This window comes from Muriventricola aceti (assembly GCF_025567565.1).
Taxonomy (GTDB): domain Bacteria; phylum Bacillota; class Clostridia; order Oscillospirales; family Oscillospiraceae; genus Lawsonibacter; species Lawsonibacter aceti.
The window spans coordinates 92,899-115,663 of sequence record NZ_JAOQKF010000002.1 but is presented as its reverse complement, the minus strand read 5'-3'; the positions used below and the strand labels follow the sequence as shown (position 1 = coordinate 115,663).

At 56.7% G+C, this 22,765-nt stretch carries 22 protein-coding genes and 1 tRNA gene; 18 read left to right on the top strand and 5 right to left on the bottom strand.

Going from position 1 to position 22,765, the window contains the following annotated elements; translation table 11 throughout:
- Window positions 1-12 precede the first annotated feature (12 nt).
- From ymfI to OCV64_RS02570, 12 genes are all read left to right on the top strand, one after another.
- The gene (gene ymfI, locus OCV64_RS02625; protein ID WP_262669225.1) at window positions 13-750 is read left to right on the top strand and encodes an elongation factor P 5-aminopentanone reductase; all 738 of its coding nucleotides are present in this window, start codon (window positions 13-15) and stop codon (window positions 748-750) included.
- A 211-nt stretch (window positions 751-961) separates the two neighbouring features.
- Window positions 962-2,023 carry a putative glycoside hydrolase gene (locus OCV64_RS02620; protein ID WP_262669224.1) on the top strand — a complete coding sequence of 354 codons (1,062 nt, stop codon included), beginning with the start codon at window positions 962-964 and terminating at the stop codon, window positions 2,021-2,023.
- A 290-nt stretch (window positions 2,024-2,313) separates the two neighbouring features.
- Window positions 2,314-2,628, top strand: a complete 315-nt coding sequence (locus OCV64_RS02615; RefSeq protein ID WP_147570706.1) for a hypothetical protein — start codon at window positions 2,314-2,316, stop codon at window positions 2,626-2,628.
- Window positions 2,628-4,601 (top strand): V-type ATP synthase subunit I, encoded by a 1,974-nt coding sequence (locus OCV64_RS02610; RefSeq protein ID WP_240287102.1) that lies wholly within the window; start codon window positions 2,628-2,630, stop codon window positions 4,599-4,601. Before OCV64_RS02615 ends, OCV64_RS02610 begins: the two co-directional genes overlap by 1 nt.
- Before the next feature lie 19 nt (window positions 4,602-4,620).
- A complete protein-coding gene (locus OCV64_RS02605; RefSeq protein ID WP_147570704.1) occupies window positions 4,621-5,124 on the top strand; it encodes a V-type ATP synthase subunit K in 504 nt (167 codons plus the stop codon).
- 24 nt (window positions 5,125-5,148) lie between these two features.
- Entirely contained in the window at window positions 5,149-5,835 is a 687-nt protein-coding gene (locus OCV64_RS02600) for a V-type ATP synthase subunit E (protein WP_147570703.1), read from the top strand.
- 110 nt (window positions 5,836-5,945) lie between these two features.
- The gene (locus tag OCV64_RS02595; RefSeq protein ID WP_262669221.1) at window positions 5,946-6,938 is read left to right on the top strand and encodes a V-type ATPase subunit; all 993 of its coding nucleotides are present in this window, start codon (window positions 5,946-5,948) and stop codon (window positions 6,936-6,938) included.
- Window positions 6,939-6,953: 15 nt separating this feature from the next.
- A complete protein-coding gene (locus tag OCV64_RS02590) occupies window positions 6,954-7,262 on the top strand; it encodes a V-type ATP synthase subunit F (protein WP_262669219.1) in 309 nt (102 codons plus the stop codon).
- On the top strand, window positions 7,259-7,759 hold the full coding sequence (locus tag OCV64_RS02585) for a GNAT family N-acetyltransferase (RefSeq protein ID WP_262669218.1): 501 nt from the start codon (window positions 7,259-7,261) through the stop codon (window positions 7,757-7,759). The genes OCV64_RS02590 and OCV64_RS02585 overlap by 4 nt, the downstream gene beginning before the upstream one ends.
- Before the next feature lie 40 nt (window positions 7,760-7,799).
- Entirely contained in the window at window positions 7,800-9,575 is a 1,776-nt protein-coding gene (locus OCV64_RS02580) for a V-type ATP synthase subunit A (protein WP_262669217.1), read from the top strand.
- A complete protein-coding gene (locus OCV64_RS02575; protein WP_147570698.1) occupies window positions 9,572-10,948 on the top strand; it encodes a V-type ATP synthase subunit B in 1,377 nt (458 codons plus the stop codon). The genes OCV64_RS02580 and OCV64_RS02575 overlap by 4 nt, the downstream gene beginning before the upstream one ends.
- Window positions 10,949-10,960: 12 nt before the next feature.
- Window positions 10,961-11,674, top strand: a complete 714-nt coding sequence (locus tag OCV64_RS02570; RefSeq protein WP_262669215.1) for a V-type ATP synthase subunit D — start codon at window positions 10,961-10,963, stop codon at window positions 11,672-11,674.
- Window positions 11,675-11,804: 130 nt separating this feature from the next.
- Here the strand turns inward: OCV64_RS02570 and sstT are convergent, their stop codons facing one another.
- Window positions 11,805-13,022 carry a serine/threonine transporter SstT gene (sstT, locus tag OCV64_RS02565; protein ID WP_262669214.1) on the bottom strand — a complete coding sequence of 406 codons (1,218 nt, stop codon included), beginning with the start codon at window positions 13,020-13,022 and terminating at the stop codon, window positions 11,805-11,807.
- A 149-nt stretch (window positions 13,023-13,171) separates the two neighbouring features.
- Window positions 13,172-13,247, bottom strand: a tRNA-Gly gene (locus tag OCV64_RS02560).
- Window positions 13,248-13,656: 409 nt separating this feature from the next.
- Here OCV64_RS02560 and OCV64_RS02555 point away from each other — a divergent pair.
- The 6 genes from OCV64_RS02555 (at window position 13,657) to OCV64_RS02530 (ending at window position 19,066) form a co-directional block, all read left to right on the top strand.
- Complete coding sequence (locus OCV64_RS02555; RefSeq protein WP_186852723.1) at window positions 13,657-14,391, top strand: GntR family transcriptional regulator; 735 nt, start codon at window positions 13,657-13,659, stop codon at window positions 14,389-14,391.
- Between the two features lie 208 nt (window positions 14,392-14,599).
- Complete coding sequence (locus tag OCV64_RS02550) at window positions 14,600-15,619, top strand: TRAP transporter substrate-binding protein (protein ID WP_262669212.1); 1,020 nt, start codon at window positions 14,600-14,602, stop codon at window positions 15,617-15,619.
- 64 nt (window positions 15,620-15,683) lie between these two features.
- Window positions 15,684-16,169, top strand: a complete 486-nt coding sequence (locus OCV64_RS02545) for a TRAP transporter small permease (protein ID WP_186852721.1) — start codon at window positions 15,684-15,686, stop codon at window positions 16,167-16,169.
- A 2-nt stretch (window positions 16,170-16,171) separates the two neighbouring features.
- On the top strand, window positions 16,172-17,464 hold the full coding sequence (locus OCV64_RS02540) for a TRAP transporter large permease (RefSeq protein WP_207721954.1): 1,293 nt from the start codon (window positions 16,172-16,174) through the stop codon (window positions 17,462-17,464).
- Between the two features lie 81 nt (window positions 17,465-17,545).
- Window positions 17,546-18,211 carry an RraA family protein gene (locus OCV64_RS02535; RefSeq protein WP_186852719.1) on the top strand — a complete coding sequence of 222 codons (666 nt, stop codon included), beginning with the start codon at window positions 17,546-17,548 and terminating at the stop codon, window positions 18,209-18,211.
- 36 nt (window positions 18,212-18,247) lie between these two features.
- Window positions 18,248-19,066, top strand: a complete 819-nt coding sequence (locus OCV64_RS02530; RefSeq protein ID WP_240287107.1) for a carbon-nitrogen hydrolase family protein — start codon at window positions 18,248-18,250, stop codon at window positions 19,064-19,066.
- A gap of 1,099 nt (window positions 19,067-20,165) precedes the next feature.
- Here the strand turns inward: OCV64_RS02530 and OCV64_RS02525 are convergent.
- Genes OCV64_RS02525 through OCV64_RS02515 form a run of 3 tightly spaced genes read right to left on the bottom strand, consistent with a single transcriptional unit; the run spans window position 20,166 to window position 22,759 of the window.
- On the bottom strand, window positions 20,166-21,245 hold the full coding sequence (locus OCV64_RS02525) for a hypothetical protein (protein WP_186852717.1): 1,080 nt from the start codon (window positions 21,243-21,245) through the stop codon (window positions 20,166-20,168).
- Window positions 21,246-21,275: 30 nt separating this feature from the next.
- Window positions 21,276-21,866 (bottom strand): lactate utilization protein, encoded by a 591-nt coding sequence (locus OCV64_RS02520; RefSeq protein ID WP_147570694.1) that lies wholly within the window; start codon window positions 21,864-21,866, stop codon window positions 21,276-21,278.
- Window positions 21,867-21,886: 20 nt separating this feature from the next.
- Window positions 21,887-22,759: a YitT family protein gene (locus OCV64_RS02515; protein WP_186852716.1), complete on the bottom strand. Its 873-nt coding sequence runs from the start codon at window positions 22,757-22,759 to the stop codon at window positions 21,887-21,889.
- Window positions 22,760-22,765 lie beyond the last annotated feature (6 nt).

Below are 22,765 nucleotides of genomic sequence, written 5' to 3'. Positions count from 1 at the left end.
GGAGGAGAGCAGATGGCCAACACTGTGCTGATTACCGGGGCCTCACGGGGCATCGGAGCCGCCACCGCCCGGTACTTTGGAGAACAGGGCTGGCAGGTGGCGGTCCACTACCACGAGCGGGAGGACCTTGCCCTGGAGCTGGTGCGGGAGCTGCGGGAGATGGGGACCTGTGCCGTAGCCCTGGGCGCGGATCTGGCCTGCCCGGATCAGGCCTCTGCCCTTCCTGCTCGGGCGGAGGAAGCTCTCGCCACTCTGGACGCTCTGGTGTGCGGCGCCGGGATCGCCCTGCCCCAGCAGCTCGTCACGGATACCAGCGGCGATGAATGGCGGCGACTGATGGGAATAGATCTGGACGGCGTCTTTTATACCATACGGGGGGCCGTCCCCTCCTTCGTCCGGCGGCGGCAGGGCGCGATTGTCACCATTTCCTCCATGTGGGGAACCACGGGAGCGTCCTGTGAGGCACCCTATTCTGCCGCTAAGGCGGGGGTCATCGGTTTGACGAAGGCTCTGGCCAAGGAACTGGGGCCCTCCAACATTCGGGTCAACTGTGTGGCCCCCGGTGTTATCCAAACGGATATGAACCGGCATCTGTCCCAGGCGGATATGGACGCTCTGGCAGATCAGACACCTCTGTGCCGGACTGGTGATCCGGAGGAGGTGGCTCGGGCAATTTTCTTTCTGGCCTCCGAGCAGTCTTCCTTTGTCACGGGCCAGGTCCTGGGCGTGGATGGCGGCATGGCGGTCTAAAGAGCGGGAGGAGAGGCAGAAAAGGCTCTCCTCCCGCCTGACTTTTTATGAAAAGCATAAAAGGGCGGACCAAGCCCAGCCTCCTGACAAATAACAACAAAAAGAACCCGGTTGTCAAAGAAACAAAAAGTTGCTATAATAAGAAACAAAGTGGGTATTTTTTCCCTAAAAGGGAATAAATGTCACCTACCCCCGAGAGGAGGACGGCTCCATGTCCCGACAAAAGGGCGGTTTTGGCGGCTATCGCGGCCGCAGAACGCTGACCGATATATTGAGATTGATCGCGGTCGTCCTGACCGTGTTGGTGATTTTGGTGCTGGCGGGACTATTTTTCGGTCAGAAATATATTGTCCAGACGGACCGGGGCCTTCAGTTTCAACTGCCTCAGGCCCTCCGCCCAGGGAAGGAGGAGCCCGATATTGGAGACATCAGCGTGGTGATCCAACCCTCGGATTCAGAGCGGCGGGAGGAGCCTGAGCAGGAGCCGGAGCGCGCCCTTACGGCGGCCCTTCAACTGCCCTTGTCCGCCGTGCTGGACGGCACCGCGGTCGGAAGCATGGAGGAGGCCGGAGCTAATGCCCTGATCCTACAGATGAAGGGCAGGGAGGGCCAGCTGAACTGGGTGTCCCAGCAGCCCTTGGCCGTAGCTGCCGGAGTCAGCGGGCAGGACCAGTCGGTCAACGATGCCCTGACCGCATGGAACCAGGGCGAGGTCTACACGGTGGCCAGGCTATGCTGTTTCCGGGATAATACTCTGCCCTATCAAAATAACGCAGTGGCCCTCCGGGCCAGCTACGGCAACTGGAGGGACGAGCTGGGACTGCGCTGGCTGGACCCGGCTAAGGCCGAAGGACAGGCCTATGTCGCCGGCCTGTGTGGGGAACTGGCTGCCCTGGGCTTTGACGAGATCGTGCTGGAGTGCTGGGCCTATCCCAGCCGGGGAAATCTGGATGTGATTACCGACGGCCCGGCGGGGGACAGGCAGGCTGTGACTGATTTGGCGTTGGCCTTGCTGGAGCAGATTGACGCGGAGACAGAGGGATACGATGTCAGGATCTCTTTGGTGGCGGACGGGGAACTGCTTGAGAGAACGGGCCTGGATCTCAACAGCCTCGACCAATGGGAAGGAAATATTTGGACAGTGGGAGAAGGAGAATATCTGGCAGGACTGGACGAAAATGCGGACGGCGGTCGAATCGTCCGGATCGTATCTGCGCTGGAAGGGAAAGAAGCGGGAGCGCAGGGTGTGCTCCCGGAGCCGGAACTGGGATAAACAGAAGCCGCTGGCTGCGTTATGCAGCTGGCGGCTGTTTTCCTTTCAGGGGAGGGGCTGAAAATGCAGGAATAAAGATGACGGAATTGTAAACTATCGCAAAAGAGAGAGGGAATACCCCGCAAAAGATGTGCGATAGAGGGTGAAATAAAACGAAAAATGCCGCATTATAAAAAAGGTATACGAAAGATAGATAAAATAAAGCTTGCATTCCTAAGTGATTTCACATAGAATAAAAGGTACATAATTTCATCAGGAAGCGTGGATGAAGATGAAAAGGTGGTGAGGATATGGCAGTGGAAGCCATCCAAAAGGTGACGCAGGTCGAGGCGGAGGCCGACCGCCGCAAGGAGGAGGCCATGGCCGAGAGCAAGCAAAAGCTGCTGGTGGCGCAACGAGCTGCCCAGCGGCTATTGGCGGATAGCCGGACTGAAGCAGAGAATGAGGCCCGTCAGATGCTGGTTCAGACAGAGGAAGAAGCGGCTAAGGCTACCCAGAAGGTACTGGAACAGGCCAAATTAGACTGTGAGCAGTGGAAGCGGACAGCTCGGACCCGGCTGGACCAGGCCGCCCGCGCAATCGTAGAAAAGGTTGTGAATCGCTGATGGCCATCATGAAAATGAAACGCCTGCGGTTGATCGCCATGGCGGAGGACCGGGAGACCATCCTCCGCACCCTCCAGCGCATGGGATGCGTGGAGGTCAGCGAGGCCGGGGTGGAGCCCTCGGAGGAGGGAGATGCCTCTGGGCGGGAACTGCTCCAGCACCTGCGGGACAAAGTGTCCCGGCTGGATGCCAGTGGGCTGGAGCGGGCCCGGGAGGAGCGGGGAGAGGCGGAGCGAGCTCTGGCCACGCTGAAGCGGTATGCCCCGGAAAAAGGGAAACTGCTCCAGCCCCGGCCCGACCTAAAGGAGGGAGAGCTCTTTGACCAAGGGCGGGCCCGACAGGCCCTGGATGGGGCCCAAGAGGTCAACGAGGCAGAGCGCCGCATGGCTGCCATCCACAGCGAGCAGTCCAAGCTGCTGGCCCAAAAGGCCGCTTTGGCGCCCTGGCTGGAACTGGACCTGCCCCTGGAGACCCAGTCTACCCACCAGATTATGATCCAGCTGGGCACCCTGCCCGCCAATCGTCCCTTTGAGGAGGGGGAGCAGGCGGTTCAGGGGGCCGGAGAGCTGGTTCAGCTGACTCAGATATCGGCGGATCGGGAGCTGCGGTACTGCCTTCTAGTATGCCACACCAGTCAGGAGGAGGGCGCCCTAGAGGCGCTGAAGGCTCTGGGCTGGTCCCGTGCCAATCTGCGGGATTGGACGGGGACGGCGGCAGAAAACACGGTCCGGCTGGACCGGGAGCTGGAGGAGTTGGCCAAAGAGTTGGCCCAACTGGAGGAGAAACTGGCCTCCATGGGACACCTCCGGCCCCAGCTTCAACAGCTGGCTGACTTGGCCCAGGTGGAGAGTGACAGAGAGGAATCCCGGGGAAGGCTGCTGAATACCAGCCAGACCTTCTATCTGGAGGGCTGGGTGCCGGAGGAGAACTGGCCCCAGTTGGAAAAAGCCCTGGAGAAATATCCCTGTGCCTATGAGGCGGCCGATCCAGTGCGGGAGGAGTATCCGGATGTACCGGTGAAGCTGAAAAACAACTGGCTGACCCGGCCGTTGAGCATGGTCACAGATATGTACTCCCTGCCCGCTTACGGAACGGTGGACCCCAACCCCCTGATGGCTCCCTTCTTTATCCTGTTTTACGGGATGATGATGGCGGACATGGGGTATGGCCTGCTGATGATGGCCGTTGCCTGGGTGGTGGTGAAGCGGGCAAAGCCCGAAGGGGCGACGATGCGGCATATGTTCCCGCTGCTGGGGCTGTGCGGCGTGAGCACCTTTATCTGGGGAGCGGTGACGGGAAGCTTCTTTGGCGACTTCCTCACACAGCTGGTGGCGCTGACCACTGGAGGCCAGTTCGCCCTGCCCGCCCTATTCTCCCCGGTAGATGACGCCCTGGCGGTACTGGTAGGCTCGCTTGTGTTGGGCTTGGCTCAGATCTTTACTGGCATGGGGATTAGCATGTACCGCAAGATCAAGCGGGGGGCTGTGATGGAAGCTCTGTGCGGCGAGGGAGCCTGGTACCTGGTCTTTCTTCTGGCCGGCGTGGCCGCCCTCACCGGACAGATCAAGGCTTGTGCCATTGCCATCGTGGTCCTGCTGCTGTTGACCCAGGGCTATGGGAAGAAAGGCATAGTGGGCAAGCTGGTGGGGATTGGCGGGTCGCTATACAACAATATCACCGGCTATTTCAGCGACATCCTGTCCTATTCCCGGCTGATGGCCCTGATGCTGGCGGGGGCTGTGGTGGCCCAGGTGTTCAACACCCTCGGCTCGATCACCAATTTCCTGCCCACCTTCATCCTGATCTCTATGATCGGCAACGCCCTGAACTTCGCTCTGAATCTGCTGGGCTGCTATGTCCACGATATGCGGCTGCAGTGTCTGGAGTACTTCAAATACTACTACGAGGACGGGGGTAAACCCTTCCGTCCCCTGGAGTTCAAGACGAAATACTATCACATCGTCAAAGAATGAGAATAAGGAGGAAACAACAATGAGTTTTCTGGAATCTTTCGGCGGTTTGGCCCTGGCCCTTCTGGGCGCCAGCCTTGCGGTGGGATTGAGCTGCGTGGGCTCCGCCAAGGGCACCGGTATCGCCGGTGAAGCGGGTACCGGCCTTCTTAGCGAGGACCCCAGCAAGTCCGGTAAGGTCATGGTGCTCCAGCTGCTCCCCGGTACCCAGGGGCTGTACGGCATGGCCGTGTTCTTTGTGGCCCTGATCCGCATGGGCTTTATGGGCAACGCTCTGGCGGTGAGCGAGGCGATGTCCGTCCAACTGGGCCTGCAATTTTTCTCCGCCTGTATGCCTATGGCGATCGGCGGCCTGCTGTCCGCTATCGCCCAAGGCCGCGTGGCTGCCGGTTCTATCAATATCCTGGCCAAGAAGCCGGATGACTGGTCCAAGGGCCTGATCCTGTGCGGTATCGTGGAGTTCTACGCCATTTTGTCCCTGCTGTGCTCTATGATTATGCTGTTCTCCCTGAGTGTGCCGCTTTAATTTCCACCGAGAGGGGACGAACATATGGAAGGAATCGAAAAGATCACGGCCAAGATCATTCAGGACTCTGAGGCGGAAGTGACCCGCATTCTGGAGGAAACGGAGCGAAAGGCCCGCTCCATCGGCGAGGAGGCCCAGGCCCAGGCCGACCGAGAGCGGGAGGAGATTTTGGCCCGTGGCCGCCGGACCGCCGACGAGCGGCTGGAGCGGCTGAAATCCGCCGCCCAGATGGAGCGGCGCAAGCTGGAGCTGGCCGCCAAGCAGGAGGTGCTGGCCGAGGCATTTGACCTGGCCCTGGAGAAGCTGTGCGCCATGCCTGAGCAGGAGTATGTGGCGCTGTTGACCAAGCTGGCCCTGGAGGCGTCTTCCACTGGCCGGGAGCAGCTCATCTTCTCCCCCCAGGACCGCAGTCGGGTGGGCAAACAGGTGGTGGTGGCAGCCAACGAGGCCCTGGTAAAAGGGGTGGCCCCCGAACTGCCCGAAGCGATTACCGAATCCAAGGTAGGAGCCTTCCTGGGAAAGGTGGTCAACACCACTGCCGCCATGGTTACAGGTACCGGCCTGCTTACCCTGAGCGAGGAGACCCGGCCTATCAAGGGTGGCTTCATCATGGTGGACGGGGACATCGAGGTAAACTGCGCCTTTGAGACACTGGTTCGCCTCCAGCGGGAGAAGCTGGAGAAGGAAGTGGCCGGCGTGCTGTTCCCCTGAGAGTTGGGACAGAGTGAAGAGTCAGGGGGAAGAGCGGAGAAATGCCCTTTCCCGCGGGATCTTCACTCTCCACGCCCAACTCTCCACTCTCAAGTAAGGGAGGGAATATTTTGTCCCACCAGATAAAGGATATAGACTACCTGTCCATTTCTACCAGGATCCGGGCCATGGAGAACCGCCTGCTGACAAGGGAGAGGATGGACCGGATGATTGACGCCAGGGAGAACGGGGAGGCTATGAAGATCCTCACCGAGTGCGGTTACCCGGAGGATAGAGGAGGCGGGCTGGAGGGCGTGCTTGCCCAGGCCCGGGCCGATACCTTCCGAGACATCGCCGGGGCGGTACCAGATCCCCGCCTGGCGGAGATATTCCAATTGAAATATGATTATCACAACGCCAAGGTTATTCTGAAGGCCCAGGCTGTGGGCGCCGACCCAGAGCGCCTGCTACTGGCCGGTGGGCGGTATGACCCCAGAGAGCTGCTGGAGGGATGGCGGCGAGAGGAGCTCCAGGGCTGTTCAGAGGAGTTCCAGCGGGCTATGGCCCAAGCATGGACCCTTCTAAGGGAGAGCCGGGATCCCCAGCAGGCCGATCTGCTTCTGGACCGAAGCTGCTATCAGGAGATGGAACGACTGGCCAAGGCGCTGGGCAGCCCCTTCCTCCTGGGCTATGTCCGGCTGAGTGTGGATGTGGCCAATCTTCGGACCGCTGTCCGGGCGGCCCGAATGGGCAAAGAGGGAGACTTCCTGCGCCGGGTGCTGCTGCCAGGAGGAAATGTGTCTCAGCAGACAGTAGCTTCCGCCCGGGCAGACACACTGGGCGAGGTGTTCCAGTCGGGACCCCTGGCCCAGGCCGCCCAACTGGGGGCCAAGGTAGCCCAGCCCGGTGGAGGCTCTCTGACCGCCTTTGAAAAGGCCTGTGACGATGCGCTTACAGCCTATTTGGCCGCCGCCCGTATGGTCCCCTTTGGGGAGCAGACGGTCATCGGCTACCTCTATGCCAAGGAGCTGGAGTTTACGGCAGTCCGCACCATCTTTGCCGGGCGGGCAGCTGGACTGGACGGAGATACCATCCGGGCCCGGCTTCGGCAGACCTATGTATAAGGGGGGTGGCTGGAGATGTATAAGATCGCGGTGATGGGCGACGTAGACAGCGTCCTGGGCTTTAAGGCCCTGGGGCTGGATGTATACCCTGTGGCTGGCCCGGAGGAGGGGCACGAGACGCTCCACCGGCTGGCCAGGGAGAATTACGCCATTATCTATATGACCGAGCAGCTGGCCGCCAAACTGACGGCTGACATCGCGCGGTATAAGGACGCGCTGACCCCGGCGATCATTTTAATTCCCGGAAAGGAGGGTCCCCTGGGTATCGGCATGGCCAATATTAAGACCGCGGTAGAGCGGGCGGTGGGCGCTGATATCCTATGACGGACCAGGGAGAGGTCCTCCGTCTTGCCTCGCTGGAGGAGGCACCGCGGCTTTTCCAGCTGATCCTCCGACGGATCACCTGGCTGGAGGAGCGGGGGATACGTCAGTGGGAGCGGGACGACTATCTCACCTACTACCCCCTAACCTATTTCCAGGAGCGGGCCCGAAATGGGGAGCTCTATGGCCTGTGGAGGCCTGACGGGACACCCGATGTGGTGGCGGTGCTGCTGGAAGAGGATGATCGTTGGCCTGCTGGTGGGTCCGCGCTCTATATCCATAACCTGGCCGCAAACCCGGATGCCCCAGGCGCCGGGGAGCGGATGCTAAGGCAGTGTATGGCACTGGCCAAAGCCATGGGGAAGGACTATCTGCGTCTGGACTGTGGACGGAACAATCCAGCGCTGAATGACTACTATGAACGACTTGGCTTCTCCTATGTGGGCCCAATGGAAGTGGGCAGCTACCAGGGTAACCTGCGGCAGCGCCCCCTCCTTTGAAGGCCAGTGGAACAGAGCCAGAAGAAAGAAGGTTTAGCCTATGGGAAAGATCGTCAAGGTCTCCGGCCCGCTGGTGGTGGCCACTGGTATGGAGGAGGCCAATATGGCCGACGTGGTCCGTGTGGGCGAACAGCGCCTCATCGGCGAGATCCTCACCATGACTGGAGACTCTGCCTCCATTCAAGTCTATGAGGAGACCTCCGGACTGGGCCCTGGGGCCGAGGTGGTCACCACCGGCGCCCCCCTGTCTGTGGAGCTGGGCCCCGGTCTGGTGGAAAATATTTACGACGGCATCCAGCGCCCTCTGGAGGAAATCATGAAAAAGGTCCAGGGGAACAACCTGCCCCGCGGTGTGGAGGTCCCTGCCCTGGATCGGGAAAAGAAGTGGGACTTTGTCCCCACAGTCCAACCGGGGGCCCAGGTGGTGGGCGGTGATGTCATCGGCACTGTCCAGGAGACATCCTCTATCCTCCATAAGATCATGGTCCCCCCGAAAATGAAGGGGAAAATCCTGTCCATTCAGTCCGGCGCCTTCACCGTTACGGAGACGGTAGCTGTTCTGGAGCGGGAGGACGGCTCCCAGGTGGAGCTGCCTATGATGCAAAAATGGCCCGTCCGTGTGGGCCGGCCCTATAAGCGTAAGTATCCCCCCGTCATTCCCCTCCAATCTGGCCAGCGTATTGTAGATACCTTCTTCCCTGTGGCCAAGGGGGGCACAGCCGCCATCCCCGGCCCATTTGGTTCTGGTAAAACGGTGATGCAGCACGCCCTGGCCAAGTGGTCCGATGTGGACTTGGTGGTCTATATCGGCTGCGGCGAGCGGGGCAACGAGATGACCGACGTGCTCCGGGAGTTTCCCGAACTGGTGGACCCCCGCACTGGAGAGTCCCTGATGAAGCGGACTGTCCTCATCGCCAACACCTCTGATATGCCGGTGGCCGCCCGTGAGGCGTCTATTTATACTGGTATCACTATCGCAGAATACTTCCGGGATATGGGCTACGCCGTGGCCGTCATCGCTGACTCCACCTCCCGCTGGGCCGAGGCTTTGCGTGAGATGTCCGGCCGTCTGGAGGAGATGCCCGGCGAGGAGGGCTACCCAGCCTATCTGTCTTCCCGTCTGGCTCAGTTCTATGAGCGGGCCGGCTCCGTGGCCTGTCTGGGGTCCGATGAGGACCGCCGGGGCAGTCTGACCGCCGTGGGCGCCGTGTCCCCACCGGGCGGCGACCTGTCCGAGCCCGTGTCCCAGGCCACCATGCGTATCGTCAAGGTGTTCTGGGCCCTGGACTCCTCCTTGGCCTATCGCCGCCACTTCCCGGCCATCAACTGGTTGACCTCCCACTCCTTATATCTGGACTCACTGAAGCCCTGGTATGATGAAAATCTGGGCAAGGAGTTCCTGCAGAACCGGGAATGGGCCATGGCCATCCTCCAGGAAGAGGCCAGCCTGAACGAGATCGTCCAGCTGGTGGGCAAGGACTCCCTGTCCCCCAAGGACCAGATCACTTTGGAGACTGCCAAGATGATCCGGGAGGACTTCCTCCAGCAGAACTCCTTCGCGGACATCGACTCCTACTCGGAGTATGACCGCCAGGCCCGCCTGCTGGCTATGATCCACCAGTACGACCAGGAGTGCCGGGGCGCGTCAGAGCGGGGAGGCGATTTGAACGCTCTGTTCTCCATCCCCGCACGGGAGAAGATCGGCCGGGCCAAGTCCGTCCCCGCTGATCTGTATAAAGACTCCTACGCCAACCTGTTGGTGGAGATGGAGGAAGAGATCAGCGCCATTGCCGAGAAGGGAGAGGATGCACTGTGATCCGAGAGTATAAGACGATACAGGAGATATCCGGCCCCCTAATGGTGGTGGACCGGGTACAGGGCGTCACCTATGACGAGCTGGGAGAGATCGAACTGACCGACGGCACCGTCCGCCGCTGTCAGGTGTTGGAAGTAAACGGGAATACCGCAGTGGTCCAGCTGTTTGAAAACTCAGCCGGTATCAATCTGGCGGACTCCAAAATCAGGTTCCTGGGACACCCTCTTCAACTGGGGGTGTCCGGAGATATGCTGGGCCGGGTGTTCAACGGCATGGGGGAGCCTATTGACGGCGGCCCAGCCATCCTGGCCGACGAGTATCGGGATATCAACGGTCTGGCCATGAATCCCGCCGCCCGCAACTACCCCAATGAGTTCATTCAGACGGGTATCTCTACCATTGACGGGCTGAACACCCTGGTCCGCGGCCAAAAGCTGCCTATCTTCTCCGGGTCCGGCCTGCCTCACGCCGCTTTGGCGGCCCAAATCGCCCGGCAGGCCAAGGTGCTGGATGGGGAATCCAACTTCGCCGTGGTTTTCGCCGCCATTGGCATCACCTTTGAGGAGTCGGAGTTCTTCGTCCAGGAGTTCCGGCGTACCGGCGCCATCGACCGTACGGTGCTGTTTACCAATCTGGCCAACGACCCGGCAGTGGAGCGTATCGCCACGCCCCGCATGGCCCTGACAGCGGCGGAATATCTGGCCTTTGAGAAGAATATGCACGTACTGGTCATCATGACCGACATCACCAACTATGCCGAGGCGCTACGGGAGGTCTCCGCCGCCAAGAAGGAGGTCCCAGGCCGCCGGGGCTACCCCGGTTACCTGTATACCAACCTGGCGACCCTGTACGAGCGGGCAGGCCGCCAGCTGGGCAAGGAGGGATCCATTACCCTGATCCCTATCCTGACTATGCCGGAGGACGACAAGACCCACCCCATTCCCGACCTGACCGGCTATATTACCGAGGGGCAGATCATTCTTTCCAGGGAGCTGTACCGTAGGGGCATCAATCCCCCGGTGGACGTACTGCCATCCCTGTCCCGTCTGAAGGACAAGGGCACCGGAGCGGGCAAGACCCGGGAGGACCACTCAGGCACCATGAATCAGCTTTTTTCTGCCTACGCCACCGGAAAGGAGAACAAGGAGCTCATGTCCATCCTGGGCGAGGCGGCGTTGAGCCCCACCGACCTGCTCTATGCTAAATTTGCGGATGAATTTGAAAAGCGGTACGTTTCTCAGGGGACAGATGAGAACCGCTCGATTGAGGAGACGCTGGATTTGGGCTGGGAGCTGCTATCTATCCTGCCCCGGAGTGAGTTGAAGCGGATCAAGCCGGAGTATATCGACAAGTATTTGCCCAAGAAGGACTAAGGGGGGAGTGAAATGCCTTCCACGACCATCAATCCCACCCGTATGGAGCTCACCCGGCTCAAGGGCCGGCTAAAGACCGCCCAGCGGGGCCATAAGCTGCTCAAGGATAAGCGAGATGAGCTGATGAAGCAGTTTATGGACGTGATTCGAGAGAATCGTTCCCTGCGCCGCCGGGTGGAGGAGGGGCTTATGCGGGCCCACGGCTCCTTCACTGTGGCCGCGGCTCTGATGTCTCCAGAGATGCTGGAGCAGTCCCTGCTCTACCCCAAGCAGTCTGTGGAGCTGGATATGACCTTCCAGAACATCATGTCAGTGGACGTGCCCAAATATGAATTCCGCACCAGCAGCCAGGACCCAGGGGAGATCTATCCCTATGGCTTTGCCCAGACCAGCGGCGAGCTGGACGACGCGGTAGACGCTATGTCACAGGTGTTCCAGGATATGCTGAAGCTGGCGGAGATCGAAAAGACCTCACAGCTTTTGGCGGAGGAGATCGAGAAGACCCGCCGACGGGTCAACGCCCTGGAGTATGTGAAGATCCCGGAGATGCAGAAAAATATCAAGTATATCACCATGAAGCTGGATGAAAACGAGCGGGCCAACACCATTCGACTGATGAAGGTGAAGGATATGCTTCTGAAGGAGGCCATCGAGGATCGGAGAGCCGAGAACGCTAGAGCCGCAAAGGTTTTCAGGGCTTCAGGTGAGGCGCCGCAAGAGGTTTAAGGCGTATGTTTCCTCACTTTGTCAATGGGACAAGATAAAAAAGGAGGCACTGCCCGGAAAATCCAGGGCAGTGCCTCCTTATTATATTTAACCCACTGTTTTAGACGTATGGAGGAATGGGTCCCCTCCATCAATACCCCATATCCAGTCCGGCTTTCCTGCGGCCGCGGAACTCGGCCGCGGCAGTGAACAGCACATCGGAGGAGGAGTTAAGTGCGGTTTCACAGGAGTCCTGAATGACACCGATGATAAAGCCGATGCCGACCACCTGCATGGCTATGTCGCTGGAGATACCGAACATACTGCAGGCCATTGGGATGAGGAGCAGCGAGCCTCCCGCCACGCCGGAGGAGCCACAGGCGGCCACAGAGGAAACCAAACTCAGCAGGAGGGCAGTGGGAAAGTCCACAGAGATACCCAGCGTGTTGGCGGCGGCCAGGGTAAGGATGGTGATAGTGATGGCAGCGCCAGCCATGTTAATAGTAGCTCCCAGGGGAATGGAAACGGAGTACTTCTCCTTATCCAGACCCAAGTCTTCACACAGCTTCATATTCACCGGGATATTAGCCGCCGAGCTGCGGGTAAAGAAAGCCATGATGCCGCTGTCCTTCAGACATCGAAAGACCAGGGGATAGGGATTTTTCCGAATAGCCAGGTAGACAATGATGGGGTTGACGACCAGAGCTACCAGGAGCATACAGCCTACTAAGACCAGAATTAGCCGGCCATAATTCAGAAAGGACTCAAAGCCGGTATCGGATACCGTGGTATAGACAAGCCCTAGGATGCCGAAGGGGGCGCAGCTAATGACCCATCGGATTGCGGAGGACAGCATATTGGAGATGTCGCCCAGTACAGTCTTGGTGCCCTCGCCGGCCTCACGCATGGCTAGTCCAAAGACAACGGCCCACAGCAGCACGCCAATATAGTTTGCTTCAGCGATGGCGGAGATGGGGTTGCTTACGGCGCTGTTCAGCAGATTCTGGAGCACGTCAGCGATGCCGCCAGGGGCAGCCTGCTCGGCCTGCTCGACTAAAATCAGAGTGGAGGGAAAGAGAAAGCTGGTCACCACGGCGCACAGCGCGGCCAGAAAGGTGCCAATCAGATAAAAGACGATCACAGCGGACATGTTGCTCTTAGCTCCCTTTTTATGCTGTGAGAGGGAGTGAAGGACGAGGAAAAAGACCAGCAGAGGGGCCAGAGCCTTCAAGGCATTGACGAACAGAGTGCCCAGGATACCGATGACGGAGGCCTGAGGCAGGAGGGCGCCTAGAGCGGCGCCCAGAATAAGTCCCACGATGATCCGTTTGACTAGGCTGATATGGTTCCACTTGTGTAAGAGTTCCATACTTCCGATTCCTTTCTTTGGTGAAGTAAAGGGGAGCGTAACCCTTTACCACAGGGCTGAATAAGGGACCGCTGACCTGCCCTGAAGGGACAGTGGCTGGGCACGAAAATTCAAAAAGAAAGACACGACATATGTCGTGTCTTTCCACTTGGAGCGAGTGACGAGGCTCGAACTCGCTACCTCCACCTTGGCAAGGTGGCGCTCTACCAGATGAGCTACACTCGCAGCGACAAATGGTATTATAACAGAAAACAGAGCGATGTCAACCCCGAAATTTAAATTTTGAAAAAATATAAAAATGTCTTTGTCATGATTGGTTGACAAATTTGCAACAAAATTTAGTTGAGGAAATTATATTGCCTTTTATTCTGTTCATTGTGACCGCCAAAGGCTGCTTAGAGAATTTTCCATTTTTTGATATAATTGGCTTGCTTTTGTGTAAAGGTAAGGAAAATTTTGATGCGTTACCGCATTCATGGGATCAAGTGAGAAGCCGCCGGAAATATCCTGGAATTGACATATTATAGAGAACGTGATATAAAAAATATAATAATTGGCATGAGAAATGCAGGATTTGCCGCTGGGTACAGCAGAATATTTTTGGGATTGAGCCAGAAGCATGGAGAAGTAGGATATGGTACAGTATTTAGAAAAAATCGAAAAGAACAAAAGCTACAGCACGAAAATCTATCAGCAGATCAAATCGCTGATCATTACAGGCAAGCTGAAAGCGGGAAGCAACGTCAACGAACGGGAATTTGCCTCCATGCTGGGGGTGAGCCGGACGCCGCTGCGAGATGCGCTGACCCTTTTGGAGAAGGAAGGCTGGGTGGAGCAGAACGGAAAAATACGCATGGTTGCTCCTCTGTTGTGGCGGAACATTCTGGAACTGCTGGAGATTCGGGAGCCCATCGACATGCTCGGCTTTGAGCTGGCCTTTTATAAATATACACCGGAGGACTTTGCCCACCTGCATGGCATCCTCCAGGAGATGATGGACGTTACCAAGCAGGATCACGGTTCCTATTACAGCATCATGGCGCTGGATACCAGCTTTCACCGCTATATCAATCGAAAATCCGGGAATAGCATCTTATTTACCTTTTCGGAGGAGATCAACGAAAAGGTGACCCGAGCTTCTATCCTTAGCATGAAATACAGTGGAAAGGACGGCAATGCTTTTGCTCAGGAGCACCTTGCCATTCTGAAGTGCATGGAGAGCGGGGACTATGAAAATGCGTGCCGGTACCTGTCGGAACACTACAGCGCATGGAGGCAGCGAATGCTCTCGCTGCCGGGACACCTTGGCTTTGATCCGGCGAATCTGGATACCAAGCTTCAAGAAGAGTTCGTTACAATAGACAAATAATATCGATAATATTTGGATAATATAGAAAATTCGCCTGATTTGGGTTGACTTTTTGGTGTAGTTGATGTATAAATAAGTTGCTATTTTTGGTATGCCAAACGCCAAATGCCAAATACCAAGTGCCAAGATAAGCAGAAATTAGATTAGATGGTGTAGGGGAAAGAAATGTTTCCGCCATCATAATTAATGTAAGAAAGGAGAATCAAAAATGAAACTAAAAAGGAACCTTGCATCCCTGCTTTCTGCCGTCTTGTTGCTCCCAGTGCTGGCCGGTTGCGGAAGCGGGGACTCCGGCAGCAACAACGAGCCCCGGGTATTAAAATTCACCGATCAGAACTCCGCATCCTCCGATGCCGGCATCTGGGAACAGCTTTTTGCCGACAAGGTATATGAGTACACAAAAGGCGAGCTGGAAGTTCAATGCTACTTTGACAACACCCTGTGCGGCTACGATATGCAGCCGCTCCAAGCTGGCATTGTGGACTTCATTCAGTATGTGCCCTCCTCTGCTGGCGACCTGGATCCCAGGCTGGGAGCCTTTGACGCCCCCTATGTCTATCGGGACGCGGCGCACCAGGAGGCGGTGTTCAACCCCTTCACCTCTGAGCCCCTGCGGGTCATTAACGAGGCGCTGGAGGACGACCATGTCATGCTCCTCACCGCCTTCAACTCTGGCGACCGCCAACTGACCTGCAACTTCCCCATTTACGACCTGAGTGATATGAAGGGTGCCAAAATCCGCGTGGTCGCCTCCGACCTCTATCAGGTGCTGTTTGCCAACGCCTTCGGTGCGGCCGCTACGCCAATGGCCTTCAGTGAAGTGGCGACCGCCCTGATTACCAATGTCATTGACGGACAGGAGAATCCTTACTCCACCCTGGTGAGCTCCGCCCTGTATGAGGTTCAGGCCTACTGCATGGAGACCCGCCACCTGCCCACAAACCTGGGTCTGTGGATCAACCGTGAAACCTTTGACAGCCTGACTGAGGATCAGCAACAGGCCGTGATGCAGGCTGCGGTAGATGCCACCCACGAGATGAATCAGCGCATCGTGGAAAAGGAAGAGGGCTACAAACAGATCTGCATCGATGGCGGCATGACGGTCATCACCGAGGAGAACGGTCTGGACTTGGCTAGCTTCCATGAGGCCGCTGAGACAGTCTACGACTATTTTTCCGACGACTGGGGTGACATGATTGAACTGATTCAGAACGTCGAGAGCGAGTAGACGATTCTTCATCCGCACGTCCGTCGGGCATTCCCTGCTAATTTGTACGAAAGGAGATATTGCCATGTCTGCTTTGGGAAAAATCTGGGACGGGTTCCGCAGCCTTGTTAATTCTGTCTGTGGGATCTTCCTTATCGTCGTCATCGCGGCGCTTGACATTCAAGTTCTCTGCCGGTCTTTTCTGGGCTTTTCCACTACATGGAGCGAGGAAGTGGCTATGATGTGCTTTACCGGCCTGATCTTCTGCTATCTTGCTCAGGCGGAGAAGGAGGAGGCGCACCTGCAACTGGAGATTATCTATCAGATCTGGCCCAGAACTAAATTTTGGCTAATGGTAATCGGCAAGGTGATCTGCTGCATGTACTGCGCTTTTGTCATCTACAGCGAATACCTTCTGATTCCGCCCATTTCAAAGCTGACTACCGCTGCCACTCACATTCCCATCGTTGCGATTCATGCGCTGATCGTTCTGGGATCCGCCATGTGGATTATCCAGAATCTAATTAGTATTTCTGCCCTGATCAAAGAGAGGAGGGCTGAGAGAGCGTGAACATGCTGTTGCTGTTGCTTGGCTTTGTGGCCTTGCTGGGGGTCGGCGCCCCCATCGTGGTGGCTATGGGTCTGCCTGCCATCGCATACTATATCCTGACCGACACGTCGCTGGCACTGGTGGGCTACTCTTTTTATCAGTCCTGTATGTCCTTTTCCCTGCTGGCGGTTCCAGCCTTCATCCTTATGGGCAATCTGGTCAGCGAGCTGGGAGAGACCACCCGCGGCTTTGACTTTGCCCGGGCGCTGGCAAAGGGAAAACGGGGTTACTCCTCCCGCGTAGCGGTTGTGTTGAGCCTAATCTTTGCTGGTATGTCCGGCGCGGCCATCGCTGGTGTGTGCGGCTTGGGCCCTATCTTCGTGGATTCTATGGAGGAGGAGGGCTACGAGCGGGAATACGGCGCGGCGCTGACTATCGCGTCTTCCACCGTAGGTCCCATTTTCCCGCCCAGCATTCCACTGGTGCTTTACGCCACTGTGGCTCAGATTTCCAGCGTGAAATCCCTTCTGGGCGGCGTAGTTCCCGCCATTGTGATGTCTGCCAGCCTGTTTATCTATGTCCTACTGGTGGACAAGAGAAAGCTGGTCAACCCGCCCAAGCCTTCCGTCACGAAGAAGGACGAGCGGCCGCTGGGGATCCTGTTCCTGCGTGCCCTTCCCATCATGATGGCTCCCGTTCTGATTCTGATTACTATGCTCTCCGGTATATTCAGCCCCGGCGAGACCGGCGGTATGGCGGTCTTGTATATGCTGATCCTGGGCTTGTGTCATCACTCCCTCACCTGGAGAGGCTTCCTCAACTGTGTAAAGGAAACCTGCAAGTCTGTGGCATCAATTATGGTCATCATGACGGCTGGCGGCATCTTCACCAAGGCGCTGATGCTGGAGCAGTTGCCAGAAAAAATCATGTCCCTGATGGGCCCCATCGCCCATATGCCCATGGTGGTCATCATCATGATCAACATTATCTTGCTGATTATGGGTATGTTCATGGAGAGCAACTGTGCGCTGATCCTCACCGCTCCCATCGTATTGCAGATTACCGCCAGCTTTGGCATGGACCCCGTCTACATCGGCGTGATGATGGTTATGAACCTGATGATCGGCCTAAGCACTCCGCCTTTTGGCCTGTGCATCTATGCGGTCGCCCGGGTGGCCAACGTGCCCTCTGAAAAGGTCATCAAAAGCGTGGTGCCCATGTATATCCCACTAGGCATCGCCCTGATTCTGACAACATTTTTCCCTGCTCTGTCCACCTTTGTCCCCAATACCGTGATGGCGATGCTGGGGGCATGATGGGGACGGCCGCGCCATCCCTCCCGCCTTTCCCCGAACCAGAAAACATATATCAAAAATTTGAAAAGGAGTATCACAACTATGACACAAGAAGAACTGTTTCAACTGGCGCTGACCACTGACCCGGCCCAAATTGGGCACAGTGTCCAGGGCGGATATATGACCGGCATCTTCCCAATCAGCGACCACTTGAAGGTAATCGGTCCTGCCTTTACTATCCGTTTGCCCGGCACAGACAACGCCATGCTGTATTATGCGATGAAGCAGGCCCCCAAGGGCTCCGTTATCGTGATTGACCGAATGGGGGATAAGCGGATTGCCTGTCTGGGAGAGATGGTCGCCCGTTCCGCTAAGGTGCTAGGTATGGCCGGCATTGTGGTGGACGGCCCCAACACGGATACCCGCGCCATCCGCGAGATGGACTTCCCCGTCTTTTCCACGGGTCGCGCCTGCGTAACCAACACCTTTAAAGGGCTGGATGGAGAATATGGCATTCCTGTGAACTGTGGCGGCTGCGTAGTCCGCCCCGGCGACATCGTCTACGGTGACCTGGACGGCGTCGTCTGTGCCCCTGCGGACCAGTTCGAGGAGCTGGTCCTGCACGCCAAGCAGCAGGACGAGAACGAGGTTCTCTGGCGGCAGAATTTTGAGGCCGGTGGCTATGTCGACAAGTTCATCAATCTGGAAAAGCTTGTCAAGATTGGCGCCCAGGGCGCGATTGCGGACCTATGTAAGGTTGACAAGTAATCATCTGCCATGAATTGCAAGAAGGAGGCACCAGAAATGAAGCGGCAGAGCACCTTTGTCCTGGCCCAACTGGCGTCAGACGGAGATCCCACAGTCAATTTTGAGAAGGCTAAAAGGGCGGTTGCCGAGGCAAACGAGAAGTACAAGCCGGATCTGATGGTATTCCCCGAGTGTTTTATGAGCTACTTTTCAGACCACCCGCCCCGTGAGGTATCGCTGGCGACTGCCCAGCATCTGGATGGCACCTTTGTCACCGGTATGCGTGAGCTGGCCAGGCAGTACGGGCACTGGATCATCTTTGGCATGAACGAGGCGGTGGAGGACCCTGAAGATGACCGCAATTACAATACCATTGTGGTAGTGGACGACAGCGGCGAAATTGTATCCTGCTACCGCAAAACTCATCTGTATGACGCCTTTGGGTATAAGGAATCTGATAACATGAAACCAGGCGACAAATTTTTTGAGCCCATTGACACGCCGTTCGGTAGGATCGGGTTGTTTGTCTGCTATGAGGTTCGGTTCCCTGAAGTAGCCCGTTATCAGCGTTCCAGGGGCGCGGACATTATTATCATGCCAACCGCCTGGGTGCGCGGCGATCTGAAAAGCCAGCATTTCAATACATTGATCGCCGCCCGGGCGATTGAGAATACGGTCTATATGGTGGCCTGCGACAACTGCGGCCCAATGTTCATCGGGGAAAGCGTTGTTATGGACCCGATGGGCGTCACTATAGCAGCCGCTGGCGAGGAGGAAGGGCTGATGTGTGCCCATATCGACCTAGACCGTGTGGAGCGCGTGCGCGCCAAGCTTCCCGCCTATAAAGACCGCCGCCCCGAACTCTATACCATCTGACCCAACCATCCGCATACAAAGGCGGAACCTAAAGTCTTTTGATCATCGTAATATGGCCCTTTGAATATTCAGTTTGGGAAACGTGCTGCGCTAGGTTTCCCAAACTGTTTATTTTATTGGGACGAAAAATCGCAAGAAGAAGCCGAAAGGACACACTTGCTTTCCGGGCTTATGCCTGGCCTTTCTGATCATCAGCGTAGCTGATTCATTCTGAGTGAGGAGCTTACAATGGGATTTTTGACTGGCAGTTGGTTGCTACTGTCAGAGGCTTCGTGGTGCTTACCCCTGTGATGGCCCAGTCCATGAGCCCGGTTAGTACCTCCTTGTTACACACATTTAGATTCCTCGGAAATCTTCTGACTAACGATTCCGGCAGAGAGGTGTTCCTTGGAAAAGTAGTGAGTCGCCTAACCGCAACAGGGGCCAGTATGTTGCGTTCCGGTGGGCTTCTGATGCCGGATACGAGTCCTACCCGCAGTTAAATCTGGGATGAAAGAAGTACTGTTCTGTCATCGGACAGGAAAACAGCATGGATAGACCAGCCAATTAACCTTTTAATAGACACATCTGGCATAGTGTAGATGCCCAGTAAAACGAACAGTAAAAAAAGGCCCCTGATGTAGGAAAATAGACTACATCAGGGGGTATTGCTATAAGAAAACGGAATTATACACATATGCAGGAATGTTACCTGCAATAGAAGCGATGGTCCAGGCAGGGAAGACGAAACGAAAAATAAATGAACACTTTGGCTTCAAAGATAATGAATGGAGAAAAAATCAAGGAATGTCTCAGTATATTCCTGGTGACAAAACAGTAGTGAGCCGAAAATGTATTAATATGATGGAATGCCATGAGCACATGCCAAAGATTTGTACATAAGGCGAAGCAGAATGGTAACATGAGAAAAGGAAGGTACACATTCTTGATGTATCTCCCCTGCTCTTTCCCTGGTATGTCAAGTCTCATTCAATCATCGTAAATTCGTGGTAAAATAGTTGCTTTTTACTTGATGAACAGTCCCTAAATACTGTATTTATGAGATTATCAAATTTACTATATTACTATATTTGATTTTGCAATCGTTAATGGGGGACCCTCAGCGCGGCAGAATATCCTCTGGGTCCCAGAGATATCCCCTTTGCTCCATCTCCGCGCTGGACAACAGGGAGAAGCCGTGCTCGCCATATTGGGACAGGTCCAGGTGGTACTGGCTCTCCGGGAGTTGAATGACATTCCAAAAATGGGGGGCGCCGTCCAACGAGCCCTCAATCACCTGACAGGAAATATCCAGCCGGTTATAGACCATAGCTGCCGCCAGGGCGAGCCCCTGGTCGTCGGCCCCCCTCTCCAGCAGGGCATGGTAGGCGGTGGACCCACCCTCTGGATTATATCCGCCGGCGGCATGGATGGCCTGGGCGGCTGCAGGGAGTAATTCCTCCGTAGTGAAGAACTGAGATTGGAGAATCGCCGTCATTTTTTGAACGGTCTGGTCTAGAACTTCCCTGCGGTGAACCAGCTCCTGCTCGTCCAGGTGGTAGTGCAGGCTGATCTCCACCACGCGCTGACTGCCGCTGTCTGGATAGAAGGCCACCGTGGCCTCAGGGAGATCCAGGGCGGTAGCCGGCGTAGCAAAATAGGCTTCCCGGACCAGATCCAAAATGTAGGCCTCATCCCCGTCAAAATAGCTAAGGCGAAGCACAGATTCTGGAGCGAAGGACGCCAGACTCTCCTCCAGTTCGCCACGGATGGCGGCAGCCCCGGTGGCCGAAACGATGGAGGCCACCTGTTCTTTGGTACGGCGATAGATAATCTGGACCTGGGCCTCGGAGTAGGTGACGATAGAGTCCACGCTGTGTTTGATGTACTCCACGGCATAGGCGCCCAAGGGGTCCTCCTGGACCACCTCACGGCAGGCATCCTCCAGGTCTTTGGCCACATCCTCAGAGTCGATATACAGACGGATGGTGCCGTTCTCCGCCCCGGTGCTGACCATGTAGATGAGCACATTGACCAGCTCCTGATAGCTGTCCGCCCGTAGAATGGAGGTATCCCCTTCTGTGGTAGGAGCCGCGTTGTGGGTCGTGATGTCCAGATACTCCCGGTCCAGCATGGAGGAGCACCCGGACAACAGCAGGGCGGCAGAGATGGCCAGACAGGCCAGAGATCGTTGCTTCATCAGTACACAGCCTTTCTTTGGCGGCCGGTTTTACATACCGAGCTCCTGGCCGATCAGTATGACCTCCATATGGGGATGGTTTAGGGGCGGCGCCCACAGGACAGTGAGGACCCGGCAGATTCGATCCGGGCTCTGGCAATCATAGCAGCGGTCGGCCTTCACCGCGCATGGGGTCCTTCTGCCCATACTCTGTGCCCTCTTGGGGGCCGCTACATTCCTAGCCCGCCACAGAGCGGAGTCCAAATCAGGGGCGATCTTATTGGTCCCTGCCACAAAGTAGACCTCCTGGTGTCCAAAGGCGGTAGAGGCTACCCGGTTCCCGTTTCCGTCAATGTTGATGAGCTCCCCGGTTTCTGCCACCGCGTTGACAGAGGTGAGGTACACCTGGGTGGACATGGCGTCCGTCAGGTCGCCCCCCTCCCAGTGCCAGACAACTTGGTTATGAGAGGACAGCTTGGGGTATAGCTCCATGCTTTTCAATGTCATGGAGCCGCCAAAGGCCACTGTCTTGCCGTTGATCCTGCTGTCCAGATAGTCGGCCGCCTCTTGTGGGGTATCAAAGTACCGGACGATGTAGCCCTTTTTTTCCAAATTTGCGGTCAGCTTTTTTAAATCTGTCATCGCAGTATTCCTTCCTTTTTCTATATTTCATTTGGATGATAGAGCCGGAAGCCGTGGCCCAGGACCTCATGGGCATCACAGACGATCAGGAAGGCTTCGGGGTCCAGCTCCTTTACCGTCTGTTTGATGGCCACGATCTGCCGCTGCTTGAAGGCACACATGAGTACCTGCTTCTCCTCGCCGCTCCATGCTCCCTGACCATGGAGGACGGTCACCCCGCGCTCCAGCTGGTGGACGAGACCGTCCAATACGGGGCTGGACTTTTCAGTAATGATATAGGCGACCTTGGCGCTGTCCATGCCATAGAGTACCTTGTCGATTACTACGGTAGACAGGTAGAGGGAGATGATGCCATACAGGGCGCTGTTCAGGCTGCGGAAGGCCAGAGCCACCGCCGCGATGACTGCCAGGTCCACCGCCATCAGCAGCCGACCCATGGGCAGGTGACCGAAGGGCAGCTTCAAGAGCCGGGCAATCAGGTCCGTGCCTCCAGTGGTGGCCCCCTGGAGCAGAATGATGCCTAGGGACAGGCCTATTAGGACACCGCCGAAGACACTGGCCAACATAGGGTCCATGGGCTGGAATGAGTGGATAGCAGCCACGATGTCCACGCCCAGGGAGGTGGCGGCCATGGCGAAGAGAGAGGACAGCAACAGACGGCCGCCCAGGTACTTCCAGCTCAGAAGAAACAGGGGGATGTTCAGCGCTATGACCGCAATACCGATTGGGATAGCCGGGACTGCAGCGTTGATGATCTGGCCGAGACCAGTGATGCCGCCTAGACTGATTTGGTTGGGGACATAGCACCAATTGAAGCCAAAAGAGAAAATGGCGGAGGCAGCGACGATCCAGAAACAGCTTTTTATCGCGGAACCAAGTCCTTTTTTACCCATTCAGAT